Source organism: Heterorhizobium halophytocola, assembly GCF_017873095.1.
Classification (GTDB): Bacteria; Pseudomonadota; Alphaproteobacteria; order Rhizobiales; family Rhizobiaceae; genus Allorhizobium; species Allorhizobium halophytocola.
Map to the genome: position 1 here is coordinate 261,597 of NZ_JAGGJU010000008.1, position 25,350 is coordinate 286,946.

Genomic DNA, 25,350 nt, shown 5'->3' on the forward strand with positions numbered 1-25,350 from the left:
CTTGGCCATCAGGTACCGTAGGTGGAGAAGTCGACCTTGCTCCAGATCTCGCTGTCGAGACGCTTGGTCAGCTCCGCCGGATCGCCCTTCACCTCCTGGAAGATGCCGTTCCACTTGTCGACCAGCGCCGAGAAGCGGGCGACGCGGTCGCCGGCGTCGGTGAAGCCGAAGCGCTCTTGCGCGACCTTGGCGGCGGTCTCCTTGTCGGCCTCGGCAAAGTCCTGGACCGCCTTGACGAAAGCCGGGTCCGGGTCGACGAAGGTGATCCCGGCGTCCTTGGCGGCCTTGGTTGCCTCCGCCGCCATCTCGTAGCCCCAGCGCTGGGTGAAATCGACATTGGCCTTGTTGGCCGCCGTCGCCAGCTGTTTGCGTTCCTCGGGCGACAGGCTTTCCCATGTAGTGCCCGAGACGGTGAAGTCCGAGGTCGCATGATAGGTGCCGAGCGGCACCAGGGTCACGTCCTTGACCAGTTCTACGAGCCGGAAGGACAGGAGGTCACCGACCGAGGCCATCGACCCGTCGATCACGCCCTGCGACATGGATTCGAAGGTGTCGCCGACCGGGATATTGGCCGGCACCGCGCCGAAATGCTCGGCAAAGCGCGAGAACGGCGCCCCGCCGCTTCGAAGACGCAGCCCCTTGAGGTCCTCGGCTGTTTTCACCGGCTTCTTCGTCAGGATGGCATAGACATCCGACGAGCCGGAGCCGAGATAGACGACGCCGAACTTCTTCAGCTCCTGCTGGCAGGTATCGCAGGTGACCATGTATTCGGTCATGGCGGCCGCCATGGCATGCGGCTCGCGGCCGGATAGCGCCAGTTCTCCGGCAAGCGCCATGTTCGGCAGGTCGGCCGGGAAATAGAGCGGCAGGATATTGCCGACCTCGACGAGCTGGCTCTGGAGCGCGTCCTTCATCTGGCCGAGCGAGACGACTTCCGGCCCGAGCAGCTGGCCGGTCAACTGGCCGTCGGAGACCTCCGGCAGGTATTCGACGAGTTTCTGGTAGAGATGGCTGTTGGACGGGTGGGCCGGCGGGGCGCCGGGTGCCACCCGCAGTTCACGGGCGTCGGCGGTCGAGGCGGCAAGTGCCGCCAGTCCCACCAGTATCGATAGCATGCGGTTCATGTTCAAATCCTCCCAGTCTAAACACGTAGGCATTTTCCATAGTCAGGTAGTCAGGTCGTCAGAGTTTCAGCAGTGTCCTCGCATTGTCCTTCAGGATGAGGGGTCTGACCTCGTCCCGGATGGCAATCTTGTCGAAATCGGAGAGCCAGCGGTCGGGCGTGATCGCCGGCCAGTCGGAGCCGAACAGCATCTTGTGCTTCAAAAGCGTGTTGGCATATTGCACCAGAACAGGCGGAAAATATTTCGGCGACCAGCCGGACATGTCGATGTAGACGTTGGGCTTGTGGGTCGCGACCGACAGTGCCTCCTCCTGCCAGGGAAAGGAGGGGTGCGCCAGGATGATCGGCATGTCGGGAAAGTCGACCGCGACGTCGTCCAGATGCATCGGATTGGAATATTTGAGCCGCATGCCCATGCCGCCGCGCATGCCGGCGCCGACGCCGGTCTGGCCGGTATGGAAGAGCGTGACCGCGCCTTCCTCGGCGATCGCCTCGTAGAGCGGATAGGCCATGCGGTCGTTGGGAAAGAAGCCCTGCATGGTCGGGTGGAACTTGAAACCCCGGACGCCGAAGTCGCGCACCAGCCGGCGGGCCTCGCGGGCGCCGGCCTTGCCCTTGGCCGGATCGATCGAGGCGAAGGGGATCATGATGTCGGCATTGTCGGCGGCAATCGCCGCGACTTCCTCGTTCTCGTAGCGGCGAAAGCCGGTTTCGCGCTCGGCATCGACGGGAAAGATGACGCAGCCGATCTTGCGCTCGCGGTAATAGGCGGCGGTGTCCTGCACCGTCGGCAGCATGCCCTCGGCGCCGGCCGGGTTGTTGAAATAGCGGGCCATGCCGGCCTGGAATTCGTCATAGCCGTCGTCGCGCGGGCCGCAGCACGGCTCTTCCGCATGGGTATGGACATCGATGGCGATGAGGTCGTCGATATTCATCCGGCGACCTCGTCGATCCCGGTGAACTTCCGCAGCAGCGCCACGAGACGATCGCGTTCGATCAAGGTCAGCGGCGCGCCGGTCGTCTCTTCATAGGCGAAGAAGGCGCCGCTTGCCGTGTCGAGCGCGGCGATGCCGGCATCGGTCAAGGTCAGTTCGATCGCGCGCCGGTCCTCGTCGGGGATGCGGCGCGACACCAGGCCCCTGTCCTCGAAGGCGCGGATCAGCTTGGTCATGTGCGCCCGCTTGATCATCAGCCGCTGGCCGAGCGCGCTCTGGCGGATGCCGGGGTTGCGGTGGATGACGAAGAGCACGGAGAATTCGCCCGGCTTCAGCCCCTGCGGTCCGTGGGCGGAGAAGAAGTCCTCGAAGGATTGCAGCTGCGCCAGGCGCAGCAGGAAGCCGAGGGATTGGCCAAGCTCGCCGACGGCGACGGGGGAAGCGGTGCGGGTGGTCACGTCCATGGTGGCGGCCTCACGCATTGCCCGGCGCCTGCACCCGGCCGGCCCGCTTTTCGAGGAAGGCGCGCAGGCGCTCTTCCGCTTCCGGGCTGGTGGTGGTGAAGGACGAGATGAAGCTTTCGACGAACAGGCCGTCTTCCTTGGCCATGTCCTGGATGCGCGGCAGGGCGTTGATCACCGCGTAATTGGAAAGGGGTGCATTGCTGGCCGCCTTGCAGGCAAGCGCATGCGCCTTTGCCCGGGCTTGCCCGGCGGGCACCACATATTGCGCGACATTCCAGCGCTCGGCCTCGTTTGCCGAGGCGACGCGGCCGGTCAGCATCATGTCGGTCATCCGCGCGACGCCGATCAGCCGGGCGACCCGCACCGAGCCGCCGCCGCCGACAAAGATGCCGCGCTGGCCCTCGGGCAGTGCGAAGAAGGCGGTCTCGTCGGCGACCCGGATATGGGTTGCGGCGGCCAGCTCCAGCCCGCCGCCGACGACGGCGCCGTGCAGGGCGGAAAACCAGGGGATGGTGCCGTGCTCGATGCCGGCGAAGACGGCGTGCCAGCGGCGCGAGCCGCGCACCCCTTCGATCGGCGTCTTCTGCACGTGTTCGGCAAGATCGAGCCCGGCGCAGAAATGGTTGCCGTGGCCATGGAGCACGGCGGCCTTGGCCTCTCTTTCGGCCCGCGCGACGGCCGCGGCAATCGCCTCGACGAAGCGGTCGGAGATGGCATTGCGCTTTTCCGGGCGGTTGAGGCCGACATGGGCGATGTCGTCGACAAGCTCATAGGTGACGAAGTCGCCCACCGTCATGTCGCTCATCTGAAGACCTCCCTCTCCCATGCACGTCTTTTGCGGCGCGTGGCCGATTGAGTTTTGTTTACAGGGCGATTGTTTCCTTGTAAACAAAATTCGAGCGCGGGAGGCGCTCCACATATCGGTGGTTCGTGACTGGATCTGGGAGGAGTGGTCATGGGAAACGCAGCCAGTGCGGCGACCTCTGTCTGGTCGCCCAGGCTCAGATGGCATGAGCGGACGGACGGCACATTTCTGATCTGGCGGGACGATCCGCTGGGTCCCTATCCGGACAAGATCACCGAGCGCTTCCGCCACTGGGCAGAGGTCGCGCCCGAACGGGACTGGCTTGCCGAGCGGGATGCCACCGGCGGCTGGCGCCGCCTGACCTATGGCCAGGCGCATCGGCAGATCCGGGCCCTTGCCCAGTATTTTCTCGATCTCGGGCTCTCGTCTGAAAAGCCGGTGCTGATCCTGTCGGAAAATTCGATTGCCCATGCGGTCGCAGCCCTTGCCGCGCAATATGTCGGCATACCCTCGGCGGCGATCGCGCCAGCCTACGCGCTGGTTTCGGAGGATTTCGGCAAGCTGCGCGAGATCGCCGAACAGATCACGCCGGGCCTTGTCTTTGCGGCCGATCCGACCCCCTTCGTTCCGGCCATCGAGGCCGTCTTCGATGCTTCCGTTCCGCTTCTCTGCGAGGCCCCGGTTGCGCTCGGCCGCAGGGTGGTGACGCTCGACCAGGCCTTCGGCACGCATCCGGGGCCGGCGGTCGAGGCCGCCTATGACGCGGTCGGGCCCGATACGGTGGCGAAATTCCTCTTTACCTCGGGAACAACGGGGTCGCCGAAGGCGGTGATCCAGACCCAGCGCATGCTCTGCTCCAACCAGGAAATGGTGGCCGACTGCTATGCCTTCCTGCGCGACGAGCCGCCGGTGGTCGTCGACTGGGCGCCGTGGAACCACACGGCCTCCGGCAACAAGGTGTTCAACCTGGTGATCTATAATGGCGGCACCTTCTACATCGATCTCGGCCGGCCCAATCCCGAGGGGATGAAGGTGACGATCGCCAATCTGCGCGAGATCTCGCCGACCTGGTTCTTCAACGTACCGGCCGGCTACGAGATGCTGGTGCGGGCGATGCGCGAAGACGAGGCGCTGCGACAGAATTTCTTCCGGCGGATGCAATTCATGCTCTATGCCGGCGCCGGCATGGCGCAGCACACCTGGGACGAACTGCTGCGGCTTTGCGAGGAAACCGTCGGTCACCGGATCATTCTGGGCACCGGTCTCGGCTCGACGGAGACCTCCCCCTTTGCCCTGTTCTGCACCGAGCATCAGGACGCCGCCGGCAATATCGGCCTGCCGGCGCAGGGGATCACCGTCAAGCTGGTGCCAAGCGAGGACAAATACGAGCTGCGCCTGAAGGGGCCGAACGTCACGCCCGGCTACTGGCGCAACGAGAAGCTGACCGCCGAGGCCTTCGACGAGGAGGGCTTCTACCGGATCGGCGATGCCGTGCGCTTTGCCGAACCGGGCAATCCGAAGGCCGGCTTCTTCTTCGACGGGCGGATTGCGGAAAACTTCAAGCTCGATACCGGCACCTGGGTCGCCGTCGGCAAGCTGCGTGCGCAGCTGGTCGACGATTTCGGCGGGCTGATCCGCGACGCGGTGATCACCGGGGCGGATCGCAGCGAACTCGGCGCCCTGGTGCTGCCGGTCCTGCCGGTGCTGAGGGCGCTGGTCGAGGGCGGGGCGGCGATGAGCGACCAGGAGGTCATGGCGGCTCCGGCGGTGCGGCATGCCCTGGCGGAGAAACTGGCCGAGCATGCGCGCCGCGCGACGGGCTCGGCCAGCCGGATCGTCAGGCTGATGCTGCTGGCGGAGCCGCCGCGTTTCGACCGGGGCGAGATCACCGACAAGGGGTCGGTTAACCAGCGGGCGATGCTGCGCAATCGCGCCGAGCTGGTCGAGGCGCTCTACGCCGGCGGCCGCGACGTGATCGTGATCGGGACGGAGAAGGCGGCATGAGGATCGACGGCGCGACGGCCCTGGTGACGGGCGGCGGCTCGGGGCTCGGCGAAGCGACGGCGCGGGAACTGGCGCAGCGCGGCGCCGATATCGTCATCTTCGACCGCAATGGCGAAGCCGCAAGACGCGTGGCAGAAGCGATCGGGGGACGGGCGGTGGAGGGCGATGTCGCAAGCGAGGCGGACGGCGCGCGCGCCATCGCGGCGGCCGGCGAAGGGGCTCCGTTCCGCATCCTCGTCAATTGCGCCGGCATCGGCGGTGCCGGCCGGATCCTGCCGCGCGACGGCGTCATGCCACTGACCGACTTCGAGCGCACCATTCGCGTCAACCTGATCGGCACCTTCAACATGCTGCGGCTCTCGGCCGAGGCCATGGCCGGGCTTTCGCCGCTTGAGGGTGGCGGGCGCGGGATCATCGTCAACACCGCCTCGGTGGCGGCGACCGACGGCCAGATCGGCCAGGCGGCCTATGCGGCGTCGAAGGGCGGGATCGTCTCGCTGGCCCTGCCGGTGGCCCGCGAGTTGGCGCGGGTCGGCATCCGGGTCAACACCATCGCGCCGGGGCTGTTTCTGACACCACTGATGGACGAACTGCCGCAGGCGGCGCAGGCCGCGCTTGCCGCTGCCATTCCCTATCCGAACAGGCTCGGCGACCCCGCAGAATTCGCCGCCGCCGTCTGCTTTGCGGTGGAGAACGACTATCTGAATGCCGAGGTGATCCGTCTCGACGGCGCGCTGCGGCTCGCGCCGAAGTGAGGCGCGGGCCTTGAGCTTTTCCGATCAGGCCGACCGCACCTTGGCGCTTCTCGCCGTCACGCCCGGCTGGCAGCGGCTCCGGTCGCTGCGGCAGGACTGCGACGACGAGACCGTGGCCGCGATCGTCGGCGAGGCCGCCTCGTTTGCGGAAAGGGTGCTGGCACCGCTCGACGCGGTCGGCGACAGGATCGGCTGCCGCATCGAGAACGGCCGTGTCGTCACCCCACCGGGCTTTGCCGCCGGCTACAGGCAATTTGCCGCAGCCGGCTGGATCGGCATCGATGTTGGCGAGTGCCATGGCGGCAGCGGTCTGCCGCTTGCCGTGCAGGCCGCCTGCGCGCCGCTGTTCGAACGGGGCTGCATGTCGCTGATGATGGCGGCGGGAAGCGCGCGCGCCGCCTGCCATCTGCTGGCTGCGGTTGCCGATGCGGAGACGGCGGACCGCTGGATCCCGAAACTGCTTGCCGGAGACTGGGCCGCGACCATCTGCATTTCCGAACCGGACGCCGGCTCGGATGTCGGTCGCATCCGCACCGCTGCTGCCTGGCACGACGGCATCTGGCGGGTGACGGGGCAGAAGGTCTGGATCTCGTTCGGCGATCACGATCTCTGCGGGCGGATCGGCCATTGCCTGCTGGCCCGGACCGGCGAGGAAGCCGGCACGCGCGGCCTCAGCCTGTTTCTCGTGCCTGACCGGCATGCCGACGGCCGGCCGAACGGCGTAACGCCGGAGCGCATCGAGGAGAAGATGGGTCTGCACGGTTCGCCAACCTGCGCGCTACGCTTCGAGGCGGCCGAGGCGATCCTGCTCGGCGAGGCGGGGCGCGGCCTGCCGCAGCTCTTCGCCATGATCGAGCAGATGCGGCTGCAGACGGGCGGGCAGGGGCTGGGGCTGGCATCGGCCTGCTGCGACATCGCCGAGGCCTATGCGCGGGAGCGGCGGCAGGGCGGCGCGCCGGATGCGCCCGCCGTGCCGATTGCCGCCCATCCGGATGTCCGCCGGCAGTTGCGCTCCATGCGTCACCGCACCGAAATCCTGCGCGCCGCCCATCTGGAAATCGCCTGCGCCATGGATCTTGCCAGGATTGCGCAGGATCCGCCCGACCGTGCCGCCGCCCGCGACTTTGCCGGGACGCTGCTGCCGCTGATCAAGACCTTCGGGGCCGAGGCCGGGTTCGATATTGCCAGTGCCGGCATCCAGGTGCTGGGCGGCGCCGGCTATACGAAGGACTGGCCTCTGGAACGGCATCTGCGCGATGCGCGGGTGATGTCGATCTACGAGGGCACCACCGGCATGCAGGCGATCGATCTCCTGGCCCGAAGGCTCTGGCGCGACGGCGGCATGGGGCTGGAGATCTGTCTTGAGCGTGCCGCGGCCGATATCGCATTGGGGGGTGGCGCGCTTGCCCGGTCGGGCATGGAGGCGGTCGAGGAATTCCGCGCGCTTCTGGCGCATATGCAGGCATTGAAAGCGACACCCGAGGCGGGACTGGAGCGGGCCGACAGCTTTTTGCGGGCGTTCTGGTGCCTCGTCTCGATCTGGATGCTGCGCCGCCTGGGATCTGTCGGTCTGGGAGAGGATGAACTGCGGCAAAGCGTCGACAGGCTGCGGGCCGAGCTTGCCCTTTTCGGGCGGCTGTGCCGCTGAAGCGGCCATCCCCGGCCGGCATCCAGGCAACAAAAAAGCCCGGCTTGAACCGGGCTTTTTTGTTGATTTCCCAATCGCTTGCGCGACTGTCAATCGTGAAATTGGTGCCCAGAAGAGGACTCGAACCTCCACACCCTTGCGAGTACCAGCACCTGAAGCTGGCGCGTCTACCAATTCCGCCATCTGGGCGACGAGGAGCCGTGTAAAGGCAGTGCCGGGGAGTGTCAACTGGCTTTTTTGACGTTTTCATGTCGGGACCGCACAAACCCGCGCAATGCGGGGTTTTCCAACTCAAGCTTTTTGCCGGGCGGTGAATTTTTCCAGCAATGCCCCCCTCTGTTCGCCGCGTCCGCAACAGTCATGCGGTCTCCGCGGCGAAGCAGCCCAGCGGGTCGAGGGCATTCGCCCGGCGTCACCTTGTCGCCGCAAGGGGATGACACATATGCCGTTGTTGTAATGTAGGAGAGGAATGATGAACAGGATTTCCAAGGGGCTGATCGGCCTCGTCTTCGGTTTGGCAAGCTTCGAGCCGGCCATCGCCACGGCTGCCATGCCGGTGACGGCCATCGAGGGTGCATCGCGCAGCGATATGGTGGATGCCCGTATCGTCTGTGGCCCGCGCGGCTGTTTCGACACCCGCCACCGGCATCGCCCGCGCCATTATGACCGGCACCGGCATCGCCGCGACCACTACCGGCCAGCCCCGCCGCCGCGCCATTACGGACGCTCGGCCCATATCCGCTGGTGCCTGGGGCGCTATCGGTCCTACAGTCCGGCGACCGACCGCTACAAGGGCTATGACGGTCGCTACCATCGCTGCTACTCACCCTATCGCTAGGGCAAGGCGCGTCCCCGATGGCGGGCCTTCGCGCCCGCCGTCGGGATGTTCTCTGCCGTCAGGCCGAGCCCGATGGCCGGTCGACGTGACCGAGATCCCGTTCGGGGTCGATGACGTCGCGCACCAGTTTCTTCAGCTCCTTCGGGCCCGGAAAGCCGCCATCGCGCTTGCGTTCCCAGACGAGTGCCCCGTCGACGCGGATTTCGAATCGGCCGCCGGTGGCGGGGATGAGGGCCACTTCGCCGAGATCCGGGCCGAAGGTCTGCAGCAGTTCCTGCGCCATCCAGGCGGAACGCAGGAGCCAGTTGCACTGGGTGCAATAGAGAATGCTGATCCGGGGTCCGATGCTCATGGGCGGTCTCGTTGCTCTGTCGTTTCAACGGCGTGGCGCACCATGACGGCGAGATCCGCCGCGCTGTAGCCGGCCGCCACCATAGCCTCGAAGCTTTGCTGCGCAAGCCGCATGGCCGGGATCGGCTGATCGAGCGCGGTGGCCACGGAATCGACGAGCCGCGCATCCTTCAAGGCGCCCGCGATCGAAAAGCCGACCGCGTCCGTCTGGCCGAGGATTACCGGGATACGCGCCTTGAAGGCACCGCTTGCCGCCGGGCTGCCGGACAGCAGGCCGATCATCGTGTCGCGGTCCAGGCCGCATTTCTGGCCGAGCAGCAAGGCCTCCTTCAGGCACTGCCAGTAGCCGAGCAGCATCATGTTGTTGACGAGCTTGCCGGCCGCCCCGTGGCCGAGCGGTCCGACATGCAGGATACGGCCGGACAGGGCCTCGGCGACCGGCATGAAGCGGGCGACATCGGCCGCGTCTCCACCGATATAAAGACCGATGCTGCCGATGCGCACCATGTCCGGACCGCCAGCGATGGGCGCATCGATCAGGCAAGCACCCCGCGCGGCAAACGCCGCCTGATGGGCCGTCAGCGTCTGCGGACTGACGGTGCTGGTATCGACGATCAGCCGCCCGGCGATGTCGGTGTCGACGAGGCCAGAAAGGACGGCATCGACCGCTTCGTCATCGAGCAGCGCCAGAATGACGATGTCGGAGGCGGCAGCGAGCGCCGCCAGCGTTTCGCATGCGGTGATCTTCAGCGTGGCCGCTTCCTGCGGCCCCACGCCGCTTCGCCGCCAGCCGGCGACCTCGAAGCCCTGGCCGACCAGTCGCTCGGCCATCGCGCCTCCCATGCGCCCGAGGCCGGCAATCCCGATTTTGAGTGCAGTCATATGGTCCATCTCCCGATCTTTCGAGGCCGGACCATAACCGTAAACGCCGGCTCGCGTCATCCGGTCGATCGCGATGACATATCCAAAAGCCGGGCTGAGCCCCTGGTCAGGGTCCACCGTCTTGCCGACCGGGCCGGGACGCAACGGCGGGGCCGGGTTGGGATCGATCTGGCGCAAGCCCAGTTCAGGCGCGATGCTTGCGGCGGGCGGCAGGGCGTCCTCGCGAGCACGCCCGCATGCGTCCGCTCATGGCGCCGTGCATGGCCGAGAAACTGCACCATAAGGTAGCGGGCGCTGGAACAAAAAACCGGGATTGGCATTTTCAATTCAGTCATACAGGAGGAGAGCGATATGACTTACGATCCCAATCTGAACAAAGAGCGTCCCGACGTGTATACGACCCCGCGCCGTCCGGCCCGCGCAGGCGCCTGGGCCTGGGCTGCCATCGGTGCCGTCGTGGTGCTGGGCGTTGTCGTCTGGAGCATGATGGGCGGCCCGGCAACCGATCCGACGACCACGTCGTCGACCACGCCGCCGGCCGTGACAGACACGGCGCCGCAGCCGAATACCATGACCGCGCCGGACGCAAGCACGGACGCACCGGCTCGCAACGACGCGACCCCGGTCGCGCCCGACCAGAGCGCCCCCAAGCCGTAAGGCGCGCCAGAACGGCTAACTTCAAAGGCCGCTCGTCTCTACGGAGGCGGGCGGCACTTCTGCTGCATGCGACGTTTTCCGGGCTGCTGGGAACCTTTGGCCATTGCCGACCATTGTTCCTGCAAACGACACCCAGGAGGAACCCCCATGGAACTGGAAAGAGATCCGGACGAAGCCCGCGCCAAGCTCGAAAGACCGGAACTGCCACCGCGCCGGCCGGCGCAATCGCCCTGGCTCGCGCTGGTCGCAGTGCTGGTGGTCGGGCTTGCGGCCTGGTGGTTCATGGGCGGCAAGGACACCGATCCGGTGACCACCGCGTCGACGCCGCAAGTCGAGCAAACCGAGCCAAAGTCCGCGGAACTGCCGTTGACCAAGCCCGGTGCCGACGGGAGCCAGACGGACCCCTCGACAACCGATACGCCGGCTGCCAAGCCCTGAGCGGGTGAGCCAGGTCACAGCGACGACAAGCAAAAGACCGTTCGCCCGATCAGGGCGGGCGGTCTTTTTTCCTGGCCGGAAAGGCCGGATCTGTCACCACATGGAAGGGCTTGCTTCCATATTCGCGGCCTCTGCGAAGCGCAAGGCCTGGCTCGGTCTCACAGATTGAGCACCTTGGCCGTCAGGCTCGCCACCCTGGCGATCGCCGCGTTCTTCGTGGCCTCGTCGGCTGCACATTCGGTGAGGTAGACGCTGACAACGAAAGGCTGCCCGTCGAAGGGCCAGACGACGGCGATGTCGTTGCTGGTGCCATGGCCGCCGGCGCCGGTCTTGTCGCCGATCCGCACCGTGTCCGGAAAGCCGGCGCGCAATTTTTCCTTGCCGGTCGTGCATTGCAGCAGCCATCCGGCGAGCAGTTCGCGTGACGGGTCCGACAGCGCGTTGCCGAGTGCCAGGGAGCCGAGCGTATGGGCAATCGCCTGGGGCGTGGTGGTGTCGCGCGGATCGCCGGGGGTGGCCTGGTTAAGCGCCGGCTCGTTGCGGTCGAGCCGGGTCATCCGGTCGCCGGTGGAGCGCAGGAAGTCCGTCACCTGCTGCGGCCCGCCGATGGCGGATAGCAGCAGATTGGCGGCCGTGTTGTCGCTGACGGTGATTGCGGCCTCGCAGAGATCGACGAGCGACATCGCGCCGCCCACATGCTTTTCCGTGACCGGCGAATAGGGGACAAGATCCGACGGACGGATCTCGACCGCCTGCTCGAGGCTCAGCTTGCCGCTGTCTGCCCCCGCCAGCACGAGGCCGACCGAAAGCGCCTTCGACGTGCTGCAGAGCGGAAAGCGCTCGTCGGCGCGGTAGCCGAAGCCCTGGCCGGTGGCAGACGCCAGTACATAGACCCCGAGCCGCGCCTTCAACTGCCCTTCCAGCGCCATGAGGGCTGCTGCGAATTGCGGGTCGACGGTATCGGCGGCCCTGAGCAGGCTCGGTGCCAAAACGCTGCCGGAGAGTGCAGCGGCGATGCTCAGCGTCTGTCTGCGTGTCAGCGAAGGCAGCATGGCAGTCCTTAGGGGCTGTCGCCCGGCAAGATGGTCAAAAGCCCTGGAACAGAAAGTCCGTGGCCGCGGTGATGATGTCAGCATGCTCCCCGAGGTCGGCAATTTCAGGGCCGATAGCGGAAGCAGGAAGAGCCGAGAGACGTTGTGTGGCCATGACGTAGGTTCTGCCATCGATATCAAAGCGTGGCGTCAGGCGAGTTATCACCCATGATACCTCCTCGACGGGCTGCAAAGGTGCCATCACGCGCGAGGGCAGGTCCTGTAAAAAGTCCGACTGGAGGTCGATGGCCAACTGGTCGGCAGATCGCAGCCGGTAGACGCGAAACCGCGCCATGCTTACCACATCCGGTATTTGGCGAGCGGCAGCCCATGCTTGGCGACATAGTCGTTGTCAGCCTGGATCGCCTCGGCATTCTCGATCTTCCAGCGCCGTTCCTTTTCCGCCTTGATCGCCTGGGCGATCTCGGTGGCGGATGCGTGGGCGATATCAAGGCCGAGCGAACGGGCTTCGTCGATCATCAGCCCATCGGGGGCAACGGTGTCATTGGAGGGTTTTGCAGACGGTGCCATGAAAGCGCTCCTCGTGAAGGCCGGATCATAGCGCGGCAACCGGCGAAGGGCAAAGGGTGGCTGACCGGACATCTGCGACGCCCGGATTTGGACGCCGATCAAGATGTTGCCAGAGCACGCGGCAATCCGAACGGCCTCATGTGTCTGCGGGGGCGGTCGTTCGAAGACGCGAAAGTGAGGGCGAAGCCCTCACTCGTCGCTCATCTTCAGGGCGGCGATGAACGCTTCCTGCGGGATCTCGACCTTGCCGAACTGGCGCATGCGCTTCTTGCCGGCCTTCTGCTTGTCGAGCAGCTTGCGCTTGCGGGACGCGTCGCCGCCGTAGCACTTTGCGGTCACGTCCTTGCGCATCGCCGAAATCGTCTCGCGGGCGATCACGTTGCCGCCGATCGCGGCCTGGATCGGGATCTTGAACATGTGCCGCGGGATCAGGTCCTTCAGCTTTTCGCACATGTCGCGGCCGCGCTTTTCGGCAGCCGAACGGTGCACCAGCATGGAGAGCGCATCGACCGGTTCGCCATTGACCATGATCGACATCTTCACGAGATTGCCCTCGCGATAGGCGTCGAGATGGTAGTCGAAAGAGGCATACCCCTTGGAGATCGACTTCAGCCGGTCGTAGAAATCGAACACGACTTCGTTGAGCGGCAGTTCATAGGTCAGCATGGCGCGCTTGCCGACATAGGTCAGCTCGGTCTGGATGCCGCGGCGATCCTGGCAGAGCTTGAGGATGCCGCCGAGATAGTCGTCGGGCGTCAGGATCGTCGCCTTGATCCACGGTTCGTGGATTTCCGAGATGCGCACGACATCGGGCATGTCTGCCGGATTGTGCAGTTCGCGCTCGCTGCCATCCGTCATCTGCAGCTTGTAGACCACCGAGGGCGCGGTGGCGATCAGGTCGAGGTTGAATTCGCGTTCGAGACGTTCCTGGATGATTTCCAGATGCAGCAGGCCGAGGAAGCCGCAGCGGAAACCGAAGCCCAGCGCCGCCGAGCTTTCCATTTCGAACGAGAACGACGCGTCGTTGAGGCGCAGCTTGCCCACGGCCGAGCGCAGGTCCTCGAAATCGGCCGCATCGACCGGGAAAAGGCCACAGAAGACCACAGGCTGGGCCGGCTTGAAGCCGGGCAGCATGGTTTCGGTCGGCTTCTTGTCGTCGGTGATCGTATCGCCGACGCGCGTATCGGCCACTTCCTTGATCGAGCCGGTGAAGACGCCGATCTCGCCGGGACCCAGCGAATCGACGATCACCATTTTCGGCGTCAGGATGCCGACGCGCTCGACGTGGTAGCGGGCGTCCGTGCCCATCATGCGGATGACCTGACCCTTGGACAGCACGCCGTCGATGACGCGCACCAGGACCATGACGCCGAGATAGGTGTCGTACCAGCTGTCGACGAGCAGCGCCTTCAGCGGCGCGGTTTCACCCTTTTCGGTCTTCGGCGGCGGCAGCTTGTGGACGATCGCCTCCAGCACGTCGGGAATGCCGAACCCGGTCTTGGCCGAAATCATCACGGCCTCCGAGGCGTCGATGCCGATCACTTCCTCGATCTGTTCCTTGATCCGGTCGGGCTCGGCCGCCGGCAGGTCGATCTTGTTGAGCACGGTGACGATCTCGTGGTCGTTGTCGATCGCCTGGTAGACATTGGCGAGCGTCTGGGCTTCCACGCCTTGGCTGGCATCGACGACCAGCAGCGAGCCTTCGCAGGCGCTCAGCGAACGCGACACCTCATAGGCGAAGTCGACATGGCCGGGCGTGTCGATCAGGTTCAGCACATAGGTCTCGCCATTCTTGGCGACATAGTGCAGGCGCACCGTCTGGGCCTTGATGGTGATGCCGCGTTCGCGCTCGATATCCATCGAGTCGAGAACCTGGTCGCTCATGTCGCGCTCGGCAAGGCCGCCGGTCGTCTGGATCAGACGGTCGGCCAGCGTCGACTTGCCGTGGTCGATATGGGCCACGATCGAGAAATTGCGGATATGGTCAAGGGGCGTGCGCGAAGATGTGCTCATGGTTCGCGCATATAGCAGCGGTCATTGATCCCGCAAAGCGGAAAGATTGCCGAAAGCCTGCCGGATCAGCCGGGATTTGCTGGTTTTGCAGCCTCATTCAGCCGGATCGCCCTTCATCAGCGGCAACAGGGTGCGCACGCGGCTGTCGCGCAGCCACAGTCCGCCCCACATCAGGCCGGCCAGATAGAGCCCGAACAGGGTGTGGCTGAAGAGGGGGCTTTCGACGCGCAGATGGGTGGCGATGGTGGCGCCGAACAGGCCGGTGAGCAGCACGGCGCCGAAAAGGCTGGTCGAAGGAAAGAGATAGAGCAGCGTGCCCAAAAGCTCGAGGCAGCCGATGCCGAAGGCATAACCGGGCGGCCAGCCGAGCGCCTGAAGCGTCTGCTCGGCGATGTCGAAACCCATCAGCTTCGGCGTCACCGAGGCGCCGAGCATGAAGACGACGAACAGGCCGCTCAGAACCCGGCCGCTGCTGCGCATTTTGAAGGTGGTTTTCATGACGCTGTGATCTCCCGCAGACGCTGCCTCAGTCGATGAATTGTTCCGGCCAGTCGCGCCGCGTCACCACCTGACCCTCGGTGCGCAGCCGCGTGACTTCTCCAAGGTCGATCTCGGTTACCAGCCAGCTTGTCCCGTCGACATCGTCCTCTGCGCTTTCGGCAAAGATGCCGGATGGCGGCATGCCGTAGTCGGAAGGCACGTAAAGTGCTGCCCGGCCCTTGTTTTCGTCGAGCGCCGGCGACCAGGGAGCTATGCCGGCGGTGGGCGAAACGAGCACGGCCATCTGGTTTTCCAGCGCGCGGGCCTGCGCGCCGATCCTGACGCGATAGGCGCCGGCCAGCGTGTCGGTGCAGGAGGGGGCGAGGATCAGGTCGACGCCACGCTCGGCAAGCCTTCGCGCCAGCATCGGAAACTCGTTGTCGTAGCAGATCAGGATGCCGAGCCTGCCGATGGGCGTGTCGAAGGACTTCAGCCCGTCGACGGCGCCGGCGATCGACCACTGTTCGCGCTCGAAACGGGTCATGATCACCTTGTCCTGATGGCCGATCAGGCCGTCGGGCCCGAACAGCCAGGCGCGGTTGCGATAGAGGCCGTCGGGGTCACGGACCGGTGCCGAACCCGGCTGCAGCAGGATGTCGTGGGTGCGGGCAAGCTCCTCGCAAAGTTCGAGCCAGGCGGGGATCAGCGGCTGGATGCCGGCGATCGCGCCATGCAGGTCGCAGCGTTGCGCCTCGGGCAACTGGCCGGAGAGGACAAGGCCGGCATATTCCGGCAGCAGCAGCAGTTCTCCGCCGCGTTCGACCGCATCACGCACCAGGGCGGAGAGATGCGCGACATAGGCGTCCCAGGTCTCGATCAGCTCAATTTTGTACTGACAGGCGGCGAGGACCGGCATCAGGCGATCTTCCTTATCCAGAAGGAGAGCGGCTTGGGGCTCTCCGTGGGTTCGTCGAGATCGCGCCAGGAAAACGTGGTGCGAAGCTCGGGATGATGGGTGTAGCCGCGCTTGCGCCAAAAGTCATCCAGCGGTCGGTAGCCGGCTGGACGACGCGGATGGTCGAGCGGGCGCTCGACCGCGCAGAAGGTGCAATAGGCAAGGCCAAGCCTTTGGGCCTGTGCCTCGCGCAGGTCGAAGAAGCGATGGCCAAGCCCATGGCCGCGATAGGCGGGCAATAGCACGCTTTCGCCGAAATAGAAGAAGGTCGCAGGATCGTAACCGGCGGCGAGGAAGGGGTCTTGCACCTCGTCCGTTTCCGCCGTCATCGGTGTGCCGGTCGAGGCTCCGATAACGGTGTCTCCGTCGAAGGCCAGCACGAAGATTGAGCCTTGCGAGCGCGCATAGGCTTCCATGTAGCGGCGTTCATAGTCACTGTCGCCATCATAGAGATAGGGGAAATCGTGGAAGACCGCGATCCTGAGACGCGCGAGGTCGTCGAAATAGGCGCGGGCGTCGCGGCCGGCAAAGGATCGGATGGCAAGATTTGCAGACATGTTTCCAGCTCGGTTCGCAGTCGTTATACCGTTCGCGACCGATGGGCGAAAGTATGGGCTCTCGCCAGTCCCACAAGGAGATATCCGCATGCACGCCACAGACATCATCCGCGCCTATTATGACGCCTTCAATGCCGGCGACATGGAGGCCTTCCTCGATCTCCTCACCGACGATGTCGCCCACGACGTCAACCAGGGCGAGCGCCAGATCGGCAAACAGGCCTTTGCCACCTTCATGGGCCACATGAACCGCTGCTACCGGGAGAACCTCACCGACATGGTGATCATGGCCAGCGAGGACGGCACGCGCGGCGCGGCGGAATTCACCGTCAACGGCGAATATCTGGCGACCGACGAGGGCCTGCCGGAGGCCGATGGCCAGACCTACAGCCTGTCGGCCGGCGCCTTTTTCGACATCCGCGACGGCAAGGTCGCGCGGATCACCAATTACTATAACCTGCCGGACTGGATCGCCCAGGTCGAAGGCTGAGGCGCGAGCCGGCGGGTCGATAGCTCGAAAAAAATCTGCGGGGGATGTCACATCGGGGCATCCCCGTTCGTCATGGTGTCGGAACCAACTGAAAAGGATATCCGACCATGACTGCCAAACTGGATCTCTTTGCCGCGGCCCCGCCGCTGGCAAAAAAGTGGATGGAACTGTCGATCGCTGTCGGCGCGAGCCTGGAGCCGAGCCTGATGGAGCTGGTCAAGATCCGGGCCTCCCAGATCAACGCCTGCGCCAATTGCCTGAACATGCACACGGCCGAAGCCCGCGCCAAGGGCGAGACGGAGGCCCGGATCTATCTGCTGTCCGCATGGCGCGAGGCGCCGTGCTATTCGAGCCGCGAGCGTGCGGCGCTGGCCTGGACGGAGGCTTTGACGCGCCTGTCCGAGGAGCATAGGCAGGACGAGGCCTATACCCTCCTGCAGGCCGAGTTCTCGGAGGAGGAACAGGTGAAGCTTACCCTGATGATCAACGTCATCAACGGATGGAACCGCCTGGCGGTCGGGTTCGGCCTGTGGGTCGAGCCGGCAGCGGCGGCCGCCGCCTGATGACGGCTGCGGCAGCGCAGGAGGCTGCAGCAAGCTTCGACCCGCTGCGTTCCAGGCTCATGCGGGTCGCCTATCGCATGCTCGGCTCGCTCGCCGATGCCGAAGACATCGTGCAGGAGGCCTTCATCCGCTGGATGGGGGCCGACCGCGCGGAGGTGCGCGAGCCCGAAGCTTTCCTGAGGCGCATGGTGACACGGCTCTGCCTTGACCAGCTGAAGTCGGCCCGTCACCGGCGCGAAACCTATATCGGCCCCTGGCTTCCCGAACCCGTCGTCGAGGACGCCCCGGAAGACGATGTGACGCTGCCGCTGATGCTCGCGCTGGAGAGGCTTTCGCCGCTGGAGCGCGCCGCCTTTCTGCTGCATGACGTCTTCGGGCTGGAATTCGAGGAGGTCGCCGCCACGATCAAGCGCGAGCCGGCCGCCTGCCGGCAGCTTGCAGCACGGGCCCGCCGGAATGTGCGCGATGCCCGGCCGCGCTTCAAGCTCGAGCAAGCGCGCGGCGAGGCGCTGGCGCGGGCCTTCTTCCTTGCCTCGCGCACGGGAGACATGAAGGCCCTTGGCGCGACGCTCGCTGCCGATGTCAGCCTGCATTCCGACGGTGGCGGCAAGCGCTCGGCGGCCAAGCGCCCGCTGATGGGCTTCGACGAGGTGATCAACCTGCACCAATTCCTTGCCGCACAGTTCGCCAGGCATCCGTCGACGTTGGTGCGGACCGGCTTCGTCAACGGTCTGCCGGGCTTCGTCACGATGGAAGCGGACGGCGAACTGCAGGTGACCGCGCTCGATATCCAGGATGGTCTCGTGCACACGATCTACGTGATGCGCAATCCGGACAAGCTGCGGCATCTGCATTAGGGGCCGCCGCGGTCTTTCGCCTGTGGCACGGTGCCCGTCAGGCGCCTGCGCTAGAACTTGTAGCGTATGCCGAACACATTGGCGTTGGCGGCGCCATGCATGTCGCCAAGCGTGCCCCAGGCGCCGGAGCGGTGCTGCAGCCGCCAGAAGACCTCCGTGCTGGAGTCTTGTGAAAAGCTGAGATTGAGTTCCGGACCCAGATAGAACAGCGTCGCGGCATCGCCGCCGTCGGCGGCCTCCTCGCGCGCCTCGCGGCCGGCATGGGCATCCGAGACATGGCTGATGCCGAAGGTAAAGGCCGGGGACAGGAAGAGATGATCGGCGAGCCGGATCTTGTCGTAGCGCGCGACGACGCCACCCCAGATCTCGCCGGTCAAGCCGTCGCCCATGCGGGCCGCAAGGCCGGCCTCCAGGCCCAGTTTCACATTGCCGATTGCATAGGGAAAGTACTGGGCGCCGCCGCCGATCACGGCATGATCCTCGTAATCCGGGCCGAAAATCGTCGCGGTCGACCCCATGTCCGCATCGGTCATGGCGCCGGCGAAACCGAAAATCGCGTAGGCATGGTTCTCGCCGGGCCGGCCGGTATCGGCGCATAACGATGGCGTGGCAAACGCAAGAGGCAAGAGGGCATGCGCAAGGCTGAGATCTGCGAGTTTCAAAGTGTGCCTCTTGGCGTCACCAGATCCAAATCGGATATTGCGTTCATCTTATGCGTATATCCTAAAAGATGTCCAAATGTGTGGCGCCGACGATCCAGGGGGGCGGTGTGGGCACGGGGTCCCGGTTTTGGCGCGCCCGGGTCCGATTTGACCTTGACTCCATTATAAAGGATAGCAATTCTCCGATAATGGAAAATGTCGCCAACTTCGATCAGATCATTGCCGGACGCCTGAAGGAGCTTCGCACCGATCAGGGATTGACCCTCGATGCGCTGGCGGAGCTTTCCGGCGTCAGCCGGGCGATGATTTCACGCGTCGAGCGGGCGGAGGCGAGCCCGACGGCGGCGCTTCTGGCACGGCTCTGCGCGGCGCTCGGCGTGTCGCTTTCGGTGTTCTTCGAGGGATCGGCAGGCACGCCCTCGCCGCTTGCCAGGCGCGCGGAGCAGCCGGTCTGGCAGGACCCGGAAAGCGGCTATCGCCGCCGGGTTGTCTCGCCGCCCGGGATGGGCGCGCGGGTCGATATTGTCGAGGTCGAGTTCCCGCCGGGCGCCGTGGTCGCATTCGGCGACCAGCCGCCCGGCCGCAACCAGTCGCAACATGTCTGGGTGTTCGACGGCGAGATGGAACTGACGGTGGGCGAGACGGTCCATCGCCTGCGCCCCGGCGATTGCCTGTTCATGCGCATCGACGCGGTGCATGGATTTCGCAACCCGACCGACAAGCCCGCCCGCTACGGCGTCATCATCGATCTCGGCAGCCGCTGACGATCCCTTCCATTGGAGTTTCCTTGCATGACCGAGATCCGATTGCTGAACGAAGCCGAGGCGAGGGCTGCCGTGCCCGCGCTGTGCGCGGTGCTGGCCGATTGCGTGGAAGACGGTGCCTCGGTCGGTTTCATGGCCCCGCTCGGCAGGGGCGAAGCCGAAGGCTTCTGGCAGGGCGTGGCCTCGGGTGTGGGGCGCGGCGATGTGCTGCTGTTCGTGGCAGAGGTGGAGGGCGAGGCCCTCGGCACGGTGCAGGTGGGCTTTGCCACCAAGCCAAACCAGCCGCATCGCGGCGACCTGATGAAGCTGCTGGTGCACCGCAAGGCCCGCGGCACGGGGCTGTCGAAGCAGCTGATGGCCGCGGCCGAGCGCGCGGCAAAGGAACGGGGACGCTGGCTGCTGGTGCTCGATACCGCGACGGGCGAACTGGCCGAAGGCATATACGAGCGTCTCGGCTGGACGCGGTCCGGGGTGATCCCGAACTATGCGCTCTATCCGGATGGCCGCTACTGCGCGACCACCCTGTTCTTCAAGGATCTGCGGGAAAGCCCTGCCGGCGGCTAGCCGGCCGGTCTTTGCTTGCGCCGCCCGCTCAGGCGATCTGGCGCCGGCGCGGCATTTCGGTGAGGAAATAGAGCACCGCGATGATCGGCAGCGTGATGCCGATCATCGAGGCCTCGAACCAGCCGCCCTGGGCATAGGCCCAGGCGCCGAGCGCCGAACCGATGGCGCCGCCGACGAAGAAGGTTGCCATGAACAGGCCGTTGAGCCGGCTCCGCAGTTCGGCGCCGAGGCCATAGATCGCCCGCTGTCCGGTGACCAGCGTCATGGTGACGCCGAAGTCGAGCAGGATGGCGCCGAGGGTCAGCAGAACGAGCCCGGGCGTCGAACCCTCCGGCGCGATATGGGTGATGAGGAAGGCGATCATCACCGAAAGCATGCCGAAGATCGTCGCCGGGCGCGACAGCTCGCGGTCGGCCAGCCGGCCGGCGATCGGCGAGGCAATGGCACCGGCGACGCCGGCAAGCGCAAACAGCGCGATGCCGGTCTGGGTCAGGTGATAGGCATCGGCCAGCACCAGCGGCGTGACGGTCCAGAACAGGCTGAAGGCGCCGAACTGGCAGGCCTGGTAGAGCGCCCGGCGGCGCAGTACCGGCTGGCCGAGATAAAGCCTGCCCATCGAGCCGATCAGCTGGCCATAGCCGAGCCTGGTCGTGGGCTGGCGGACCGGGAGCCTCAGTGCGAGCAGGGCCGCAAGCGCCACCATGACGATCGCCGAGGCGAAGAAGACCACATGCCAGGAGGAGACGCGGGCAACCAGGCTGGCAACCGGACGGCCGAGCATGATGCCGAGCATCAGGCCGCTCATGACATTGCCGACCACCCGGCCCCGGGCATGGTCATGCGCCAGATGCGCGGCAAACGGCACGACCATCTGCACCGCGACCGCGCCGATGCCGATCAGCAGCGAGGCGGCGAGGAAGGCGGCGGGCGTGGTCGACAGGCCGGCGCCGATCAGCGCCAGCACCGTGACGCCGATCATCGCGACGATCAGCTTGCGGTTCTCGGCCAGATCGCCGAGCGGCACGAGGAACAGCAAGCCGAGGCCGTAGCCGATCTGGGTCAGCGTGACGATCAGACCGGTGGCGCCGGGCGACAGGCCGATATCGGCGGCGATCGGACCGGCAAGCGGCTGGCCGTAATAGAGATTGGCGGCAATCAGGCCGCAGGCGGCGGCCATCAGGAAGATCATGCCGGCGGACAGGCCGGTGTGTCGGGACGCCTCGGAGGCGGGGGCGGAGGTGGTCATTGGATACGGTCCTTGGGAGGGAGGAGAAGGCGGTGGGGCCGCGGAGATCAGTCGAGAAGCTTCATCGCGACCAGAACGGTATGGGCGGCTGCCGAGGGCTGCTGGCCCGACTTGCCGGCGATGCGCAGGCCCTGGATGAAGCAGTAAAGCGCGCCGGCCGTGGCATCCGGATCGACCGCGACGGGGATCGATCCGTCCGCCTTGCCGGAAATGACGAGGTCGCGCAGCAGGGCTTCTTGCCGGCTGCGGGAGCGCTGCACACGGTCTGCCACGTCGGTGTCGAACAGCGACAGTTCGACGGCGGCGCCGACGACGAGGCAGCCGCGCCGGCCGCTGTCGCCGCAGGCCATCTCGGCATAATGGTCGAGCATGCGGCGGATCCGGTCGCGTCCGGAATTGCCGGCCTCGACCTTTTCGGCAAGAGCCGCGTCGCGCTGCGCCTTGTAGCGGTCGAAAGCGGCGAGGAAGATCGCCTTCTTGTCGGGAAAGGCCTTGTAGATGCTGCCGGCCGTCAGCCCCATGGCCGCTTTCAGGTCGGCGATCGATGTCGCGTGATAGCCGCGTTCGGAAAACACCGCGATCGCCCGGTCGAGGGCATCGCCGAGATCGAACTGTCTTGGCCGTCCGGCGGCACGGGCTGAAGGACTGGACATGGGGCAGGGCCTGTTGGAATTTGGAAACGATCGTTCCCAAATATGTTGCCTTGCAGCATTCGTCAAGCCCGGGGGCACGGAAACGGCGACCATCTCGCCGCTCAGCCGGCAGAGGCATCGTCGCCCGCAACCGCATGGTGGGGCACCCGGCCAACCCTTTGAAACCGTGACCGCGATGCTGTAGCGTCGCCCCGACGCAAAGACATGGGGAGCAGACATGCGGGTCTTCTATTCGGAAAAACACAAGCTCAGGGATGCCAAAACGGAGCTGCATGGCGGCCAGCTGGTCAAGCCGTTCGAAGGGCCATTTCGCGCCGAATGGATTCTGGCGGCAGTCAGGGAGGCAGGGTTTTCCGATGTCGCGGCGCCGGTCGAGCATGGGCTTGAGACGGCGCTGAAAGTGCATGATGCCGATTATCTTGCATTTCTGAAGACCTGCTGGGAGCGCTGGGTGGCGGACGGCTACGAGGGCGAGGCGATCCCGATCTCGTTGCCGGTGCGCCGCAGCCAGCAGGCCCGGGTGCCGCGCAATATCGACGGCGCGCTCGGCTATTACGCCAATTCGGCGGAGACCTCGGTCACCGAAGGCACCTATGAAGCCGCGATCTCGTCGATGGACGTGGCGCTGTCGGGCGCCGACTGGCTGAACGCTGGCAACCGCCTGGCGTTTTCGCTCTGCCGCCCGCCCGGCCATCACGCCGGCATCGATCTTTTCGGCGGCTACTGCTTCATCAACAATGCCGCGGTTGCCGCCCAGCGCCTGCTCGACCATGGTGCCAAGAAGGTTGCGATCCTCGACGTCGACTTCCACCACGGCAACGGCACCCAGGACATCACCTATCGCCGCGGCGACATCTTCTTCGCCTCGCTGCATGGCGACCCGGCCGACGCCTTTCCCTATTTCCTCGGCTATGCCGACGAGACCGGCGAAGGGGAGGGGGAAGGCGCCAACGCCAACTACCCGATGGCGCGGGGCACGCCCTGGGACCGGTGGTCGCAGGCGCTCGCCGACGCGCTGGCGCGGATCAAGGCCCACGGCGCCGAGGCGATCGTCGTGTCTCTCGGGGTCGATACGTTCGAAGAGGATCCGATCAGCTTCTTCAAGCTGAAGACGCCGGACTATATCCGCATGGGCGAAATGCTGGCCGGCGCGGGCCTGCCGGTGCTGACCCTGATGGAAGGCGGCTACGGTGTTCCGCAGATCGGGCTCAACGTCGCCAATGTGTTGCGGGGTCTGGAGGCGTGAAGCAGGTCGCGATCCTTCCGATCGGCTGACATGCCTGCATTCCCCGATTTAGCGCATGTATTTTGCCCGACGCCGGCGCTGCGTTCGGGATGCATGCGCTGAATCAGGCGGCCGTGCGCTGTTCCTCGGCGGTCTCGCCGCCGGCAGCCGGCGCCGTCTCCCAGGCCGGTGGGGGTGGACGATCGCTGAATAGGGCCTGCTGGTCGCGGTCGAGCCAGGCGGCGATGATCTTCTGCGATGCCGACGGCACCGGCTCTGCGCCGGCAAACCAGCGCTGCAACTGGGCGAGATCGATATCGGTGCGCCGCGCCAGGGTTTCCAGCTGTCTGTCCTCGCCGAGATAGGCTTCCAGCCCCTGGCCCCAATGGGGCCGCTCCTCCTCCGCGGCGCCGCTGCGTCTCAGCCAGGACTGGCCGAGACCGCGGACCATTTCGAGGGTGGCCTCGGACAGGAAGCCGGCGACGATGCCGAGAAAGCCGAGAAAGAAAGGGCTCAACGGCGCCGCCTCTCCGGTTTGCGAACTGTCGGTGATCACCATGACCCCGGCCCGCAGGACGATGAACAGCACCAGCGCGGTGATGGCGCCGAGCATCGGACGCAAGAGGAAATGGCTGGTGCGCGGCCCCTGCTGGGCCCGGTAATAGTCGTAGGTCAGCTGCAGCGTGCTGCCGAGCGTGCCCATGGCGATCACCAGCACCATGACCAGCAACTCGTTCGGCAGGACCGAAAAGCGGTAGAGCATGCCGAAGGCGAAGTTCTTGATGAAGCTGAATTCCGACATCAGGTCGCGGATGCGGGTTTCCTCGGCGGGCGAGAGCTTGCCGTCGGCATTGATGAGCGCCGCGATCTCGGCCTCGTCGCGTGCAAGCAGCGTCTGGGTCTCTTCCCGGCTTGCCTCCAGCTGGCGCGTCACGGCCTCGGCGGCATAGGACGCCTCCACGGAATCGTCCATCGCCCGGCGGGCATCGAGATAGATCTTCGACAAGGCGTCGATCTGCTCGACCGATTGCGGCTGCAGTTCGGGCCTCAGCGCGGTCCAGACCGCGGAGAGGGTCCGGCGACGGTCGCGGTCGGACTGATCGGAGATATCCTTCAGCTTCAGCGGCTCGAAATTGGAGAGCTTGGCGACCAGTTCGTCCTCGGCGCGCTGGTAGCCGTTGGCAAGGCCTTCGGCTTCCACCTTGCTGCGGGTCACCGCCAGCTGCGCCGCATTGATGTCGGTCTGGATGGCCTCGAGCCGTTCCTGCCGGGCGGCAATTTCGACCTGCTGGCGCTCCCATGCCGTTCGGATGCGCTCGATCTGCCAGACCGTCAGCGGCAGGTCCGAATGCTGCGACAGGCCGGCCAGCCGGCCCTGCAGCTGACTTGCCGAAAGACTGACGACCGCAATCGCGATCGTGGCGAAGAACAATGCGATGAACCAGCTGACCGCGACAAAGGCGCTGGCGGCCGAGTAGAAGCGTTGCCAGGTCATGGATGATGCCCCCATCATAAAACCCTGATGGCAGGATAGGCGATAATTGCAGAAAAGTTAACGAACAATTTAGGGTTTAGTAAAATGACCCTGTGGCCTGGCTGGGCCCGTCAATGCCCGCCCGCCGCAGGCCTGAGGCGGCAACGCGAAAAGCCCGGCGCAGAGCGCCGGGCTCAGACTGCTGACAAACCCCTGGCTGGTCCGGGGGGTTTGTGATTCAGTGGGACATGTTGAAGAAACCTGCTCCCGAACAGACGGCTCTCGAGATGGTAACGCTCAACAGTCTGGTGCCGAAGGATCACCT

At 65.6% G+C, this 25,350-nt stretch carries 29 protein-coding genes and 1 tRNA gene; 12 read left to right on the forward strand and 18 right to left on the reverse strand.

Translation table 11 applies throughout. The features are described 5' to 3' along the window. Window positions 1-8: 8 nt before the first annotated feature. From J2Z17_RS15935 to J2Z17_RS15950, 4 genes are read right to left on the reverse strand one after another with little or no spacing between them, the layout of a single operon-like run. A complete protein-coding gene (locus J2Z17_RS15935) occupies window positions 9-1,124 on the reverse strand; it encodes a C4-dicarboxylate TRAP transporter substrate-binding protein (RefSeq protein ID WP_209946612.1) in 1,116 nt (371 codons plus the stop codon). A gap of 58 nt (window positions 1,125-1,182) precedes the next feature. Next, window positions 1,183-2,058 carry an amidohydrolase family protein gene (locus J2Z17_RS15940; RefSeq protein ID WP_209946613.1) on the reverse strand — a complete coding sequence of 292 codons (876 nt, stop codon included), beginning with the start codon at window positions 2,056-2,058 and terminating at the stop codon, window positions 1,183-1,185. Then, window positions 2,055-2,540: a MarR family winged helix-turn-helix transcriptional regulator gene (locus tag J2Z17_RS15945; RefSeq protein WP_245224146.1), complete on the reverse strand. Its 486-nt coding sequence runs from the start codon at window positions 2,538-2,540 to the stop codon at window positions 2,055-2,057. Before J2Z17_RS15945 ends, J2Z17_RS15940 begins: the two co-directional genes overlap by 4 nt. Next, window positions 2,533-3,327, reverse strand: coding sequence for a crotonase/enoyl-CoA hydratase family protein (locus tag J2Z17_RS15950; protein ID WP_209946614.1), 795 nt, complete (start codon window positions 3,325-3,327; stop codon window positions 2,533-2,535). The genes J2Z17_RS15945 and J2Z17_RS15950 overlap by 8 nt, the downstream gene beginning before the upstream one ends. A gap of 150 nt (window positions 3,328-3,477) precedes the next feature. On the opposite strand from J2Z17_RS15950, the gene J2Z17_RS15955 reads away from it, so the two are divergent. From J2Z17_RS15955 to J2Z17_RS15965, 3 genes are read left to right on the forward strand one after another with little or no spacing between them, the layout of a single operon-like run. Then, window positions 3,478-5,331 carry a feruloyl-CoA synthase gene (locus J2Z17_RS15955; protein ID WP_209946615.1) on the forward strand — a complete coding sequence of 618 codons (1,854 nt, stop codon included), beginning with the start codon at window positions 3,478-3,480 and terminating at the stop codon, window positions 5,329-5,331. Further along, window positions 5,328-6,086 carry an SDR family NAD(P)-dependent oxidoreductase gene (locus J2Z17_RS15960; RefSeq protein ID WP_209946616.1) on the forward strand — a complete coding sequence of 253 codons (759 nt, stop codon included), beginning with the start codon at window positions 5,328-5,330 and terminating at the stop codon, window positions 6,084-6,086. Before J2Z17_RS15955 ends, J2Z17_RS15960 begins: the two co-directional genes overlap by 4 nt. 10 nt (window positions 6,087-6,096) lie before the next feature. Beyond that, window positions 6,097-7,734: an acyl-CoA dehydrogenase family protein gene (locus tag J2Z17_RS15965; RefSeq protein WP_245224147.1), complete on the forward strand. Its 1,638-nt coding sequence runs from the start codon at window positions 6,097-6,099 to the stop codon at window positions 7,732-7,734. Between the two features lie 102 nt (window positions 7,735-7,836). On the opposite strand, the gene J2Z17_RS15970 is transcribed toward J2Z17_RS15965, so the two are convergent. After that, window positions 7,837-7,923 (reverse strand) — tRNA-Leu (locus J2Z17_RS15970). Window positions 7,924-8,203: 280 nt separating this feature from the next. Here J2Z17_RS15970 and J2Z17_RS15975 point away from each other — a divergent pair. Beyond that, on the forward strand, window positions 8,204-8,572 hold the full coding sequence (locus J2Z17_RS15975) for a BA14K family protein (RefSeq protein ID WP_209946617.1): 369 nt from the start codon (window positions 8,204-8,206) through the stop codon (window positions 8,570-8,572). Window positions 8,573-8,630: 58 nt separating this feature from the next. On the opposite strand, the gene J2Z17_RS15980 is transcribed toward J2Z17_RS15975, so the two are convergent. Next, window positions 8,631-8,924, reverse strand: coding sequence for an Rdx family protein (locus tag J2Z17_RS15980; RefSeq protein ID WP_209946618.1), 294 nt, complete (start codon window positions 8,922-8,924; stop codon window positions 8,631-8,633). Beyond that, window positions 8,921-9,865 carry an NAD(P)-dependent oxidoreductase gene (locus tag J2Z17_RS15985; RefSeq protein ID WP_209946654.1) on the reverse strand — a complete coding sequence of 315 codons (945 nt, stop codon included), beginning with the start codon at window positions 9,863-9,865 and terminating at the stop codon, window positions 8,921-8,923. Before J2Z17_RS15985 ends, J2Z17_RS15980 begins: the two co-directional genes overlap by 4 nt. A 291-nt stretch (window positions 9,866-10,156) precedes the next feature. Between J2Z17_RS15985 and J2Z17_RS15990 the strand changes: the two genes are divergently transcribed. Both J2Z17_RS15990 and J2Z17_RS15995 read left to right on the forward strand, forming a co-directional pair. After that, window positions 10,157-10,462 (forward strand): hypothetical protein, encoded by a 306-nt coding sequence (locus tag J2Z17_RS15990; RefSeq protein WP_209946619.1) that lies wholly within the window; start codon window positions 10,157-10,159, stop codon window positions 10,460-10,462. Between the two features lie 147 nt (window positions 10,463-10,609). Further along, a complete protein-coding gene (locus J2Z17_RS15995) occupies window positions 10,610-10,900 on the forward strand; it encodes a FecR family protein (RefSeq protein WP_209946620.1) in 291 nt (96 codons plus the stop codon). 158 nt (window positions 10,901-11,058) lie between these two features. Here J2Z17_RS15995 and bla read toward each other — a convergent pair whose 3' ends face one another. The 7 genes from bla to J2Z17_RS16030 all read right to left on the reverse strand — a co-directional run bounded on the left by bla (window position 11,059) and on the right by J2Z17_RS16030 (window position 16,527). Next, entirely contained in the window at window positions 11,059-11,952 is an 894-nt protein-coding gene (gene bla / locus J2Z17_RS16000) for a class A beta-lactamase (RefSeq protein WP_209946621.1), read from the reverse strand. Between the two features lie 34 nt (window positions 11,953-11,986). After that, a complete protein-coding gene (locus J2Z17_RS16005; RefSeq protein ID WP_209946622.1) occupies window positions 11,987-12,286 on the reverse strand; it encodes a CcdB family protein in 300 nt (99 codons plus the stop codon). A gap of 2 nt (window positions 12,287-12,288) precedes the next feature. After that, window positions 12,289-12,471: a type II toxin-antitoxin system CcdA family antitoxin gene (locus tag J2Z17_RS16010; RefSeq protein ID WP_377300300.1), complete on the reverse strand. Its 183-nt coding sequence runs from the start codon at window positions 12,469-12,471 to the stop codon at window positions 12,289-12,291. A gap of 240 nt (window positions 12,472-12,711) precedes the next feature. Then, window positions 12,712-14,535, reverse strand: coding sequence for a translation elongation factor 4 (lepA, locus tag J2Z17_RS16015; RefSeq protein ID WP_209946624.1), 1,824 nt, complete (start codon window positions 14,533-14,535; stop codon window positions 12,712-12,714). Between the two features lie 93 nt (window positions 14,536-14,628). Then, complete coding sequence (locus tag J2Z17_RS16020) at window positions 14,629-15,033, reverse strand: DoxX family protein (protein WP_245224149.1); 405 nt, start codon at window positions 15,031-15,033, stop codon at window positions 14,629-14,631. A 28-nt stretch (window positions 15,034-15,061) separates the two neighbouring features. Further along, window positions 15,062-15,931, reverse strand: a complete 870-nt coding sequence (locus J2Z17_RS16025; protein WP_209946625.1) for a carbon-nitrogen hydrolase family protein — start codon at window positions 15,929-15,931, stop codon at window positions 15,062-15,064. Beyond that, window positions 15,931-16,527: a GNAT family N-acetyltransferase gene (locus J2Z17_RS16030; RefSeq protein ID WP_209946626.1), complete on the reverse strand. Its 597-nt coding sequence runs from the start codon at window positions 16,525-16,527 to the stop codon at window positions 15,931-15,933. Before J2Z17_RS16030 ends, J2Z17_RS16025 begins: the two co-directional genes overlap by 1 nt. A gap of 88 nt (window positions 16,528-16,615) precedes the next feature. Here J2Z17_RS16030 and J2Z17_RS16035 point away from each other — a divergent pair, with 88 nt between their 5' ends. From J2Z17_RS16035 to J2Z17_RS16045, 3 genes are all read left to right on the forward strand, one after another. Then, window positions 16,616-17,017: a ketosteroid isomerase-related protein gene (locus tag J2Z17_RS16035; RefSeq protein ID WP_209946627.1), complete on the forward strand. Its 402-nt coding sequence runs from the start codon at window positions 16,616-16,618 to the stop codon at window positions 17,015-17,017. A 107-nt stretch (window positions 17,018-17,124) separates the two neighbouring features. Beyond that, on the forward strand, window positions 17,125-17,580 hold the full coding sequence (locus tag J2Z17_RS16040; protein WP_209946628.1) for a carboxymuconolactone decarboxylase family protein: 456 nt from the start codon (window positions 17,125-17,127) through the stop codon (window positions 17,578-17,580). Next, the gene (locus tag J2Z17_RS16045; protein WP_245224150.1) at window positions 17,580-18,437 is read left to right on the forward strand and encodes a sigma-70 family RNA polymerase sigma factor; all 858 of its coding nucleotides are present in this window, start codon (window positions 17,580-17,582) and stop codon (window positions 18,435-18,437) included. The genes J2Z17_RS16040 and J2Z17_RS16045 overlap by 1 nt, the downstream gene beginning before the upstream one ends. Before the next feature lie 50 nt (window positions 18,438-18,487). On the opposite strand, the gene J2Z17_RS16050 is transcribed toward J2Z17_RS16045, so the two are convergent. Then, window positions 18,488-19,099: a hypothetical protein gene (locus J2Z17_RS16050; protein ID WP_209946630.1), complete on the reverse strand. Its 612-nt coding sequence runs from the start codon at window positions 19,097-19,099 to the stop codon at window positions 18,488-18,490. 188 nt (window positions 19,100-19,287) lie between these two features. Between J2Z17_RS16050 and J2Z17_RS16055 the strand changes: the two genes are divergently transcribed. Further along, on the forward strand, window positions 19,288-19,863 hold the full coding sequence (locus tag J2Z17_RS16055; RefSeq protein WP_209946631.1) for a helix-turn-helix domain-containing protein: 576 nt from the start codon (window positions 19,288-19,290) through the stop codon (window positions 19,861-19,863). 27 nt (window positions 19,864-19,890) lie between these two features. Next, window positions 19,891-20,427 (forward strand): GNAT family N-acetyltransferase, encoded by a 537-nt coding sequence (locus tag J2Z17_RS16060; protein ID WP_209946632.1) that lies wholly within the window; start codon window positions 19,891-19,893, stop codon window positions 20,425-20,427. 28 nt (window positions 20,428-20,455) lie between these two features. Here J2Z17_RS16060 and J2Z17_RS16065 read toward each other — a convergent pair whose 3' ends face one another. Further along, entirely contained in the window at window positions 20,456-21,673 is a 1,218-nt protein-coding gene (locus J2Z17_RS16065) for an MFS transporter (protein WP_209946633.1), read from the reverse strand. 47 nt (window positions 21,674-21,720) lie between these two features. Continuing rightward, window positions 21,721-22,326: a TetR/AcrR family transcriptional regulator gene (locus tag J2Z17_RS16070; RefSeq protein ID WP_209946634.1), complete on the reverse strand. Its 606-nt coding sequence runs from the start codon at window positions 22,324-22,326 to the stop codon at window positions 21,721-21,723. A gap of 217 nt (window positions 22,327-22,543) precedes the next feature. On the opposite strand from J2Z17_RS16070, the gene J2Z17_RS16075 reads away from it, so the two are divergent. Continuing rightward, window positions 22,544-23,572 carry a histone deacetylase family protein gene (locus J2Z17_RS16075; protein ID WP_209946635.1) on the forward strand — a complete coding sequence of 343 codons (1,029 nt, stop codon included), beginning with the start codon at window positions 22,544-22,546 and terminating at the stop codon, window positions 23,570-23,572. Window positions 23,573-23,675: 103 nt separating this feature from the next. Here the strand turns inward: J2Z17_RS16075 and J2Z17_RS16080 are convergent, their stop codons facing one another. Beyond that, the gene (locus tag J2Z17_RS16080; protein ID WP_209946636.1) at window positions 23,676-25,046 is read right to left on the reverse strand and encodes a hypothetical protein; all 1,371 of its coding nucleotides are present in this window, start codon (window positions 25,044-25,046) and stop codon (window positions 23,676-23,678) included. Window positions 25,047-25,350 lie beyond the last annotated feature (304 nt).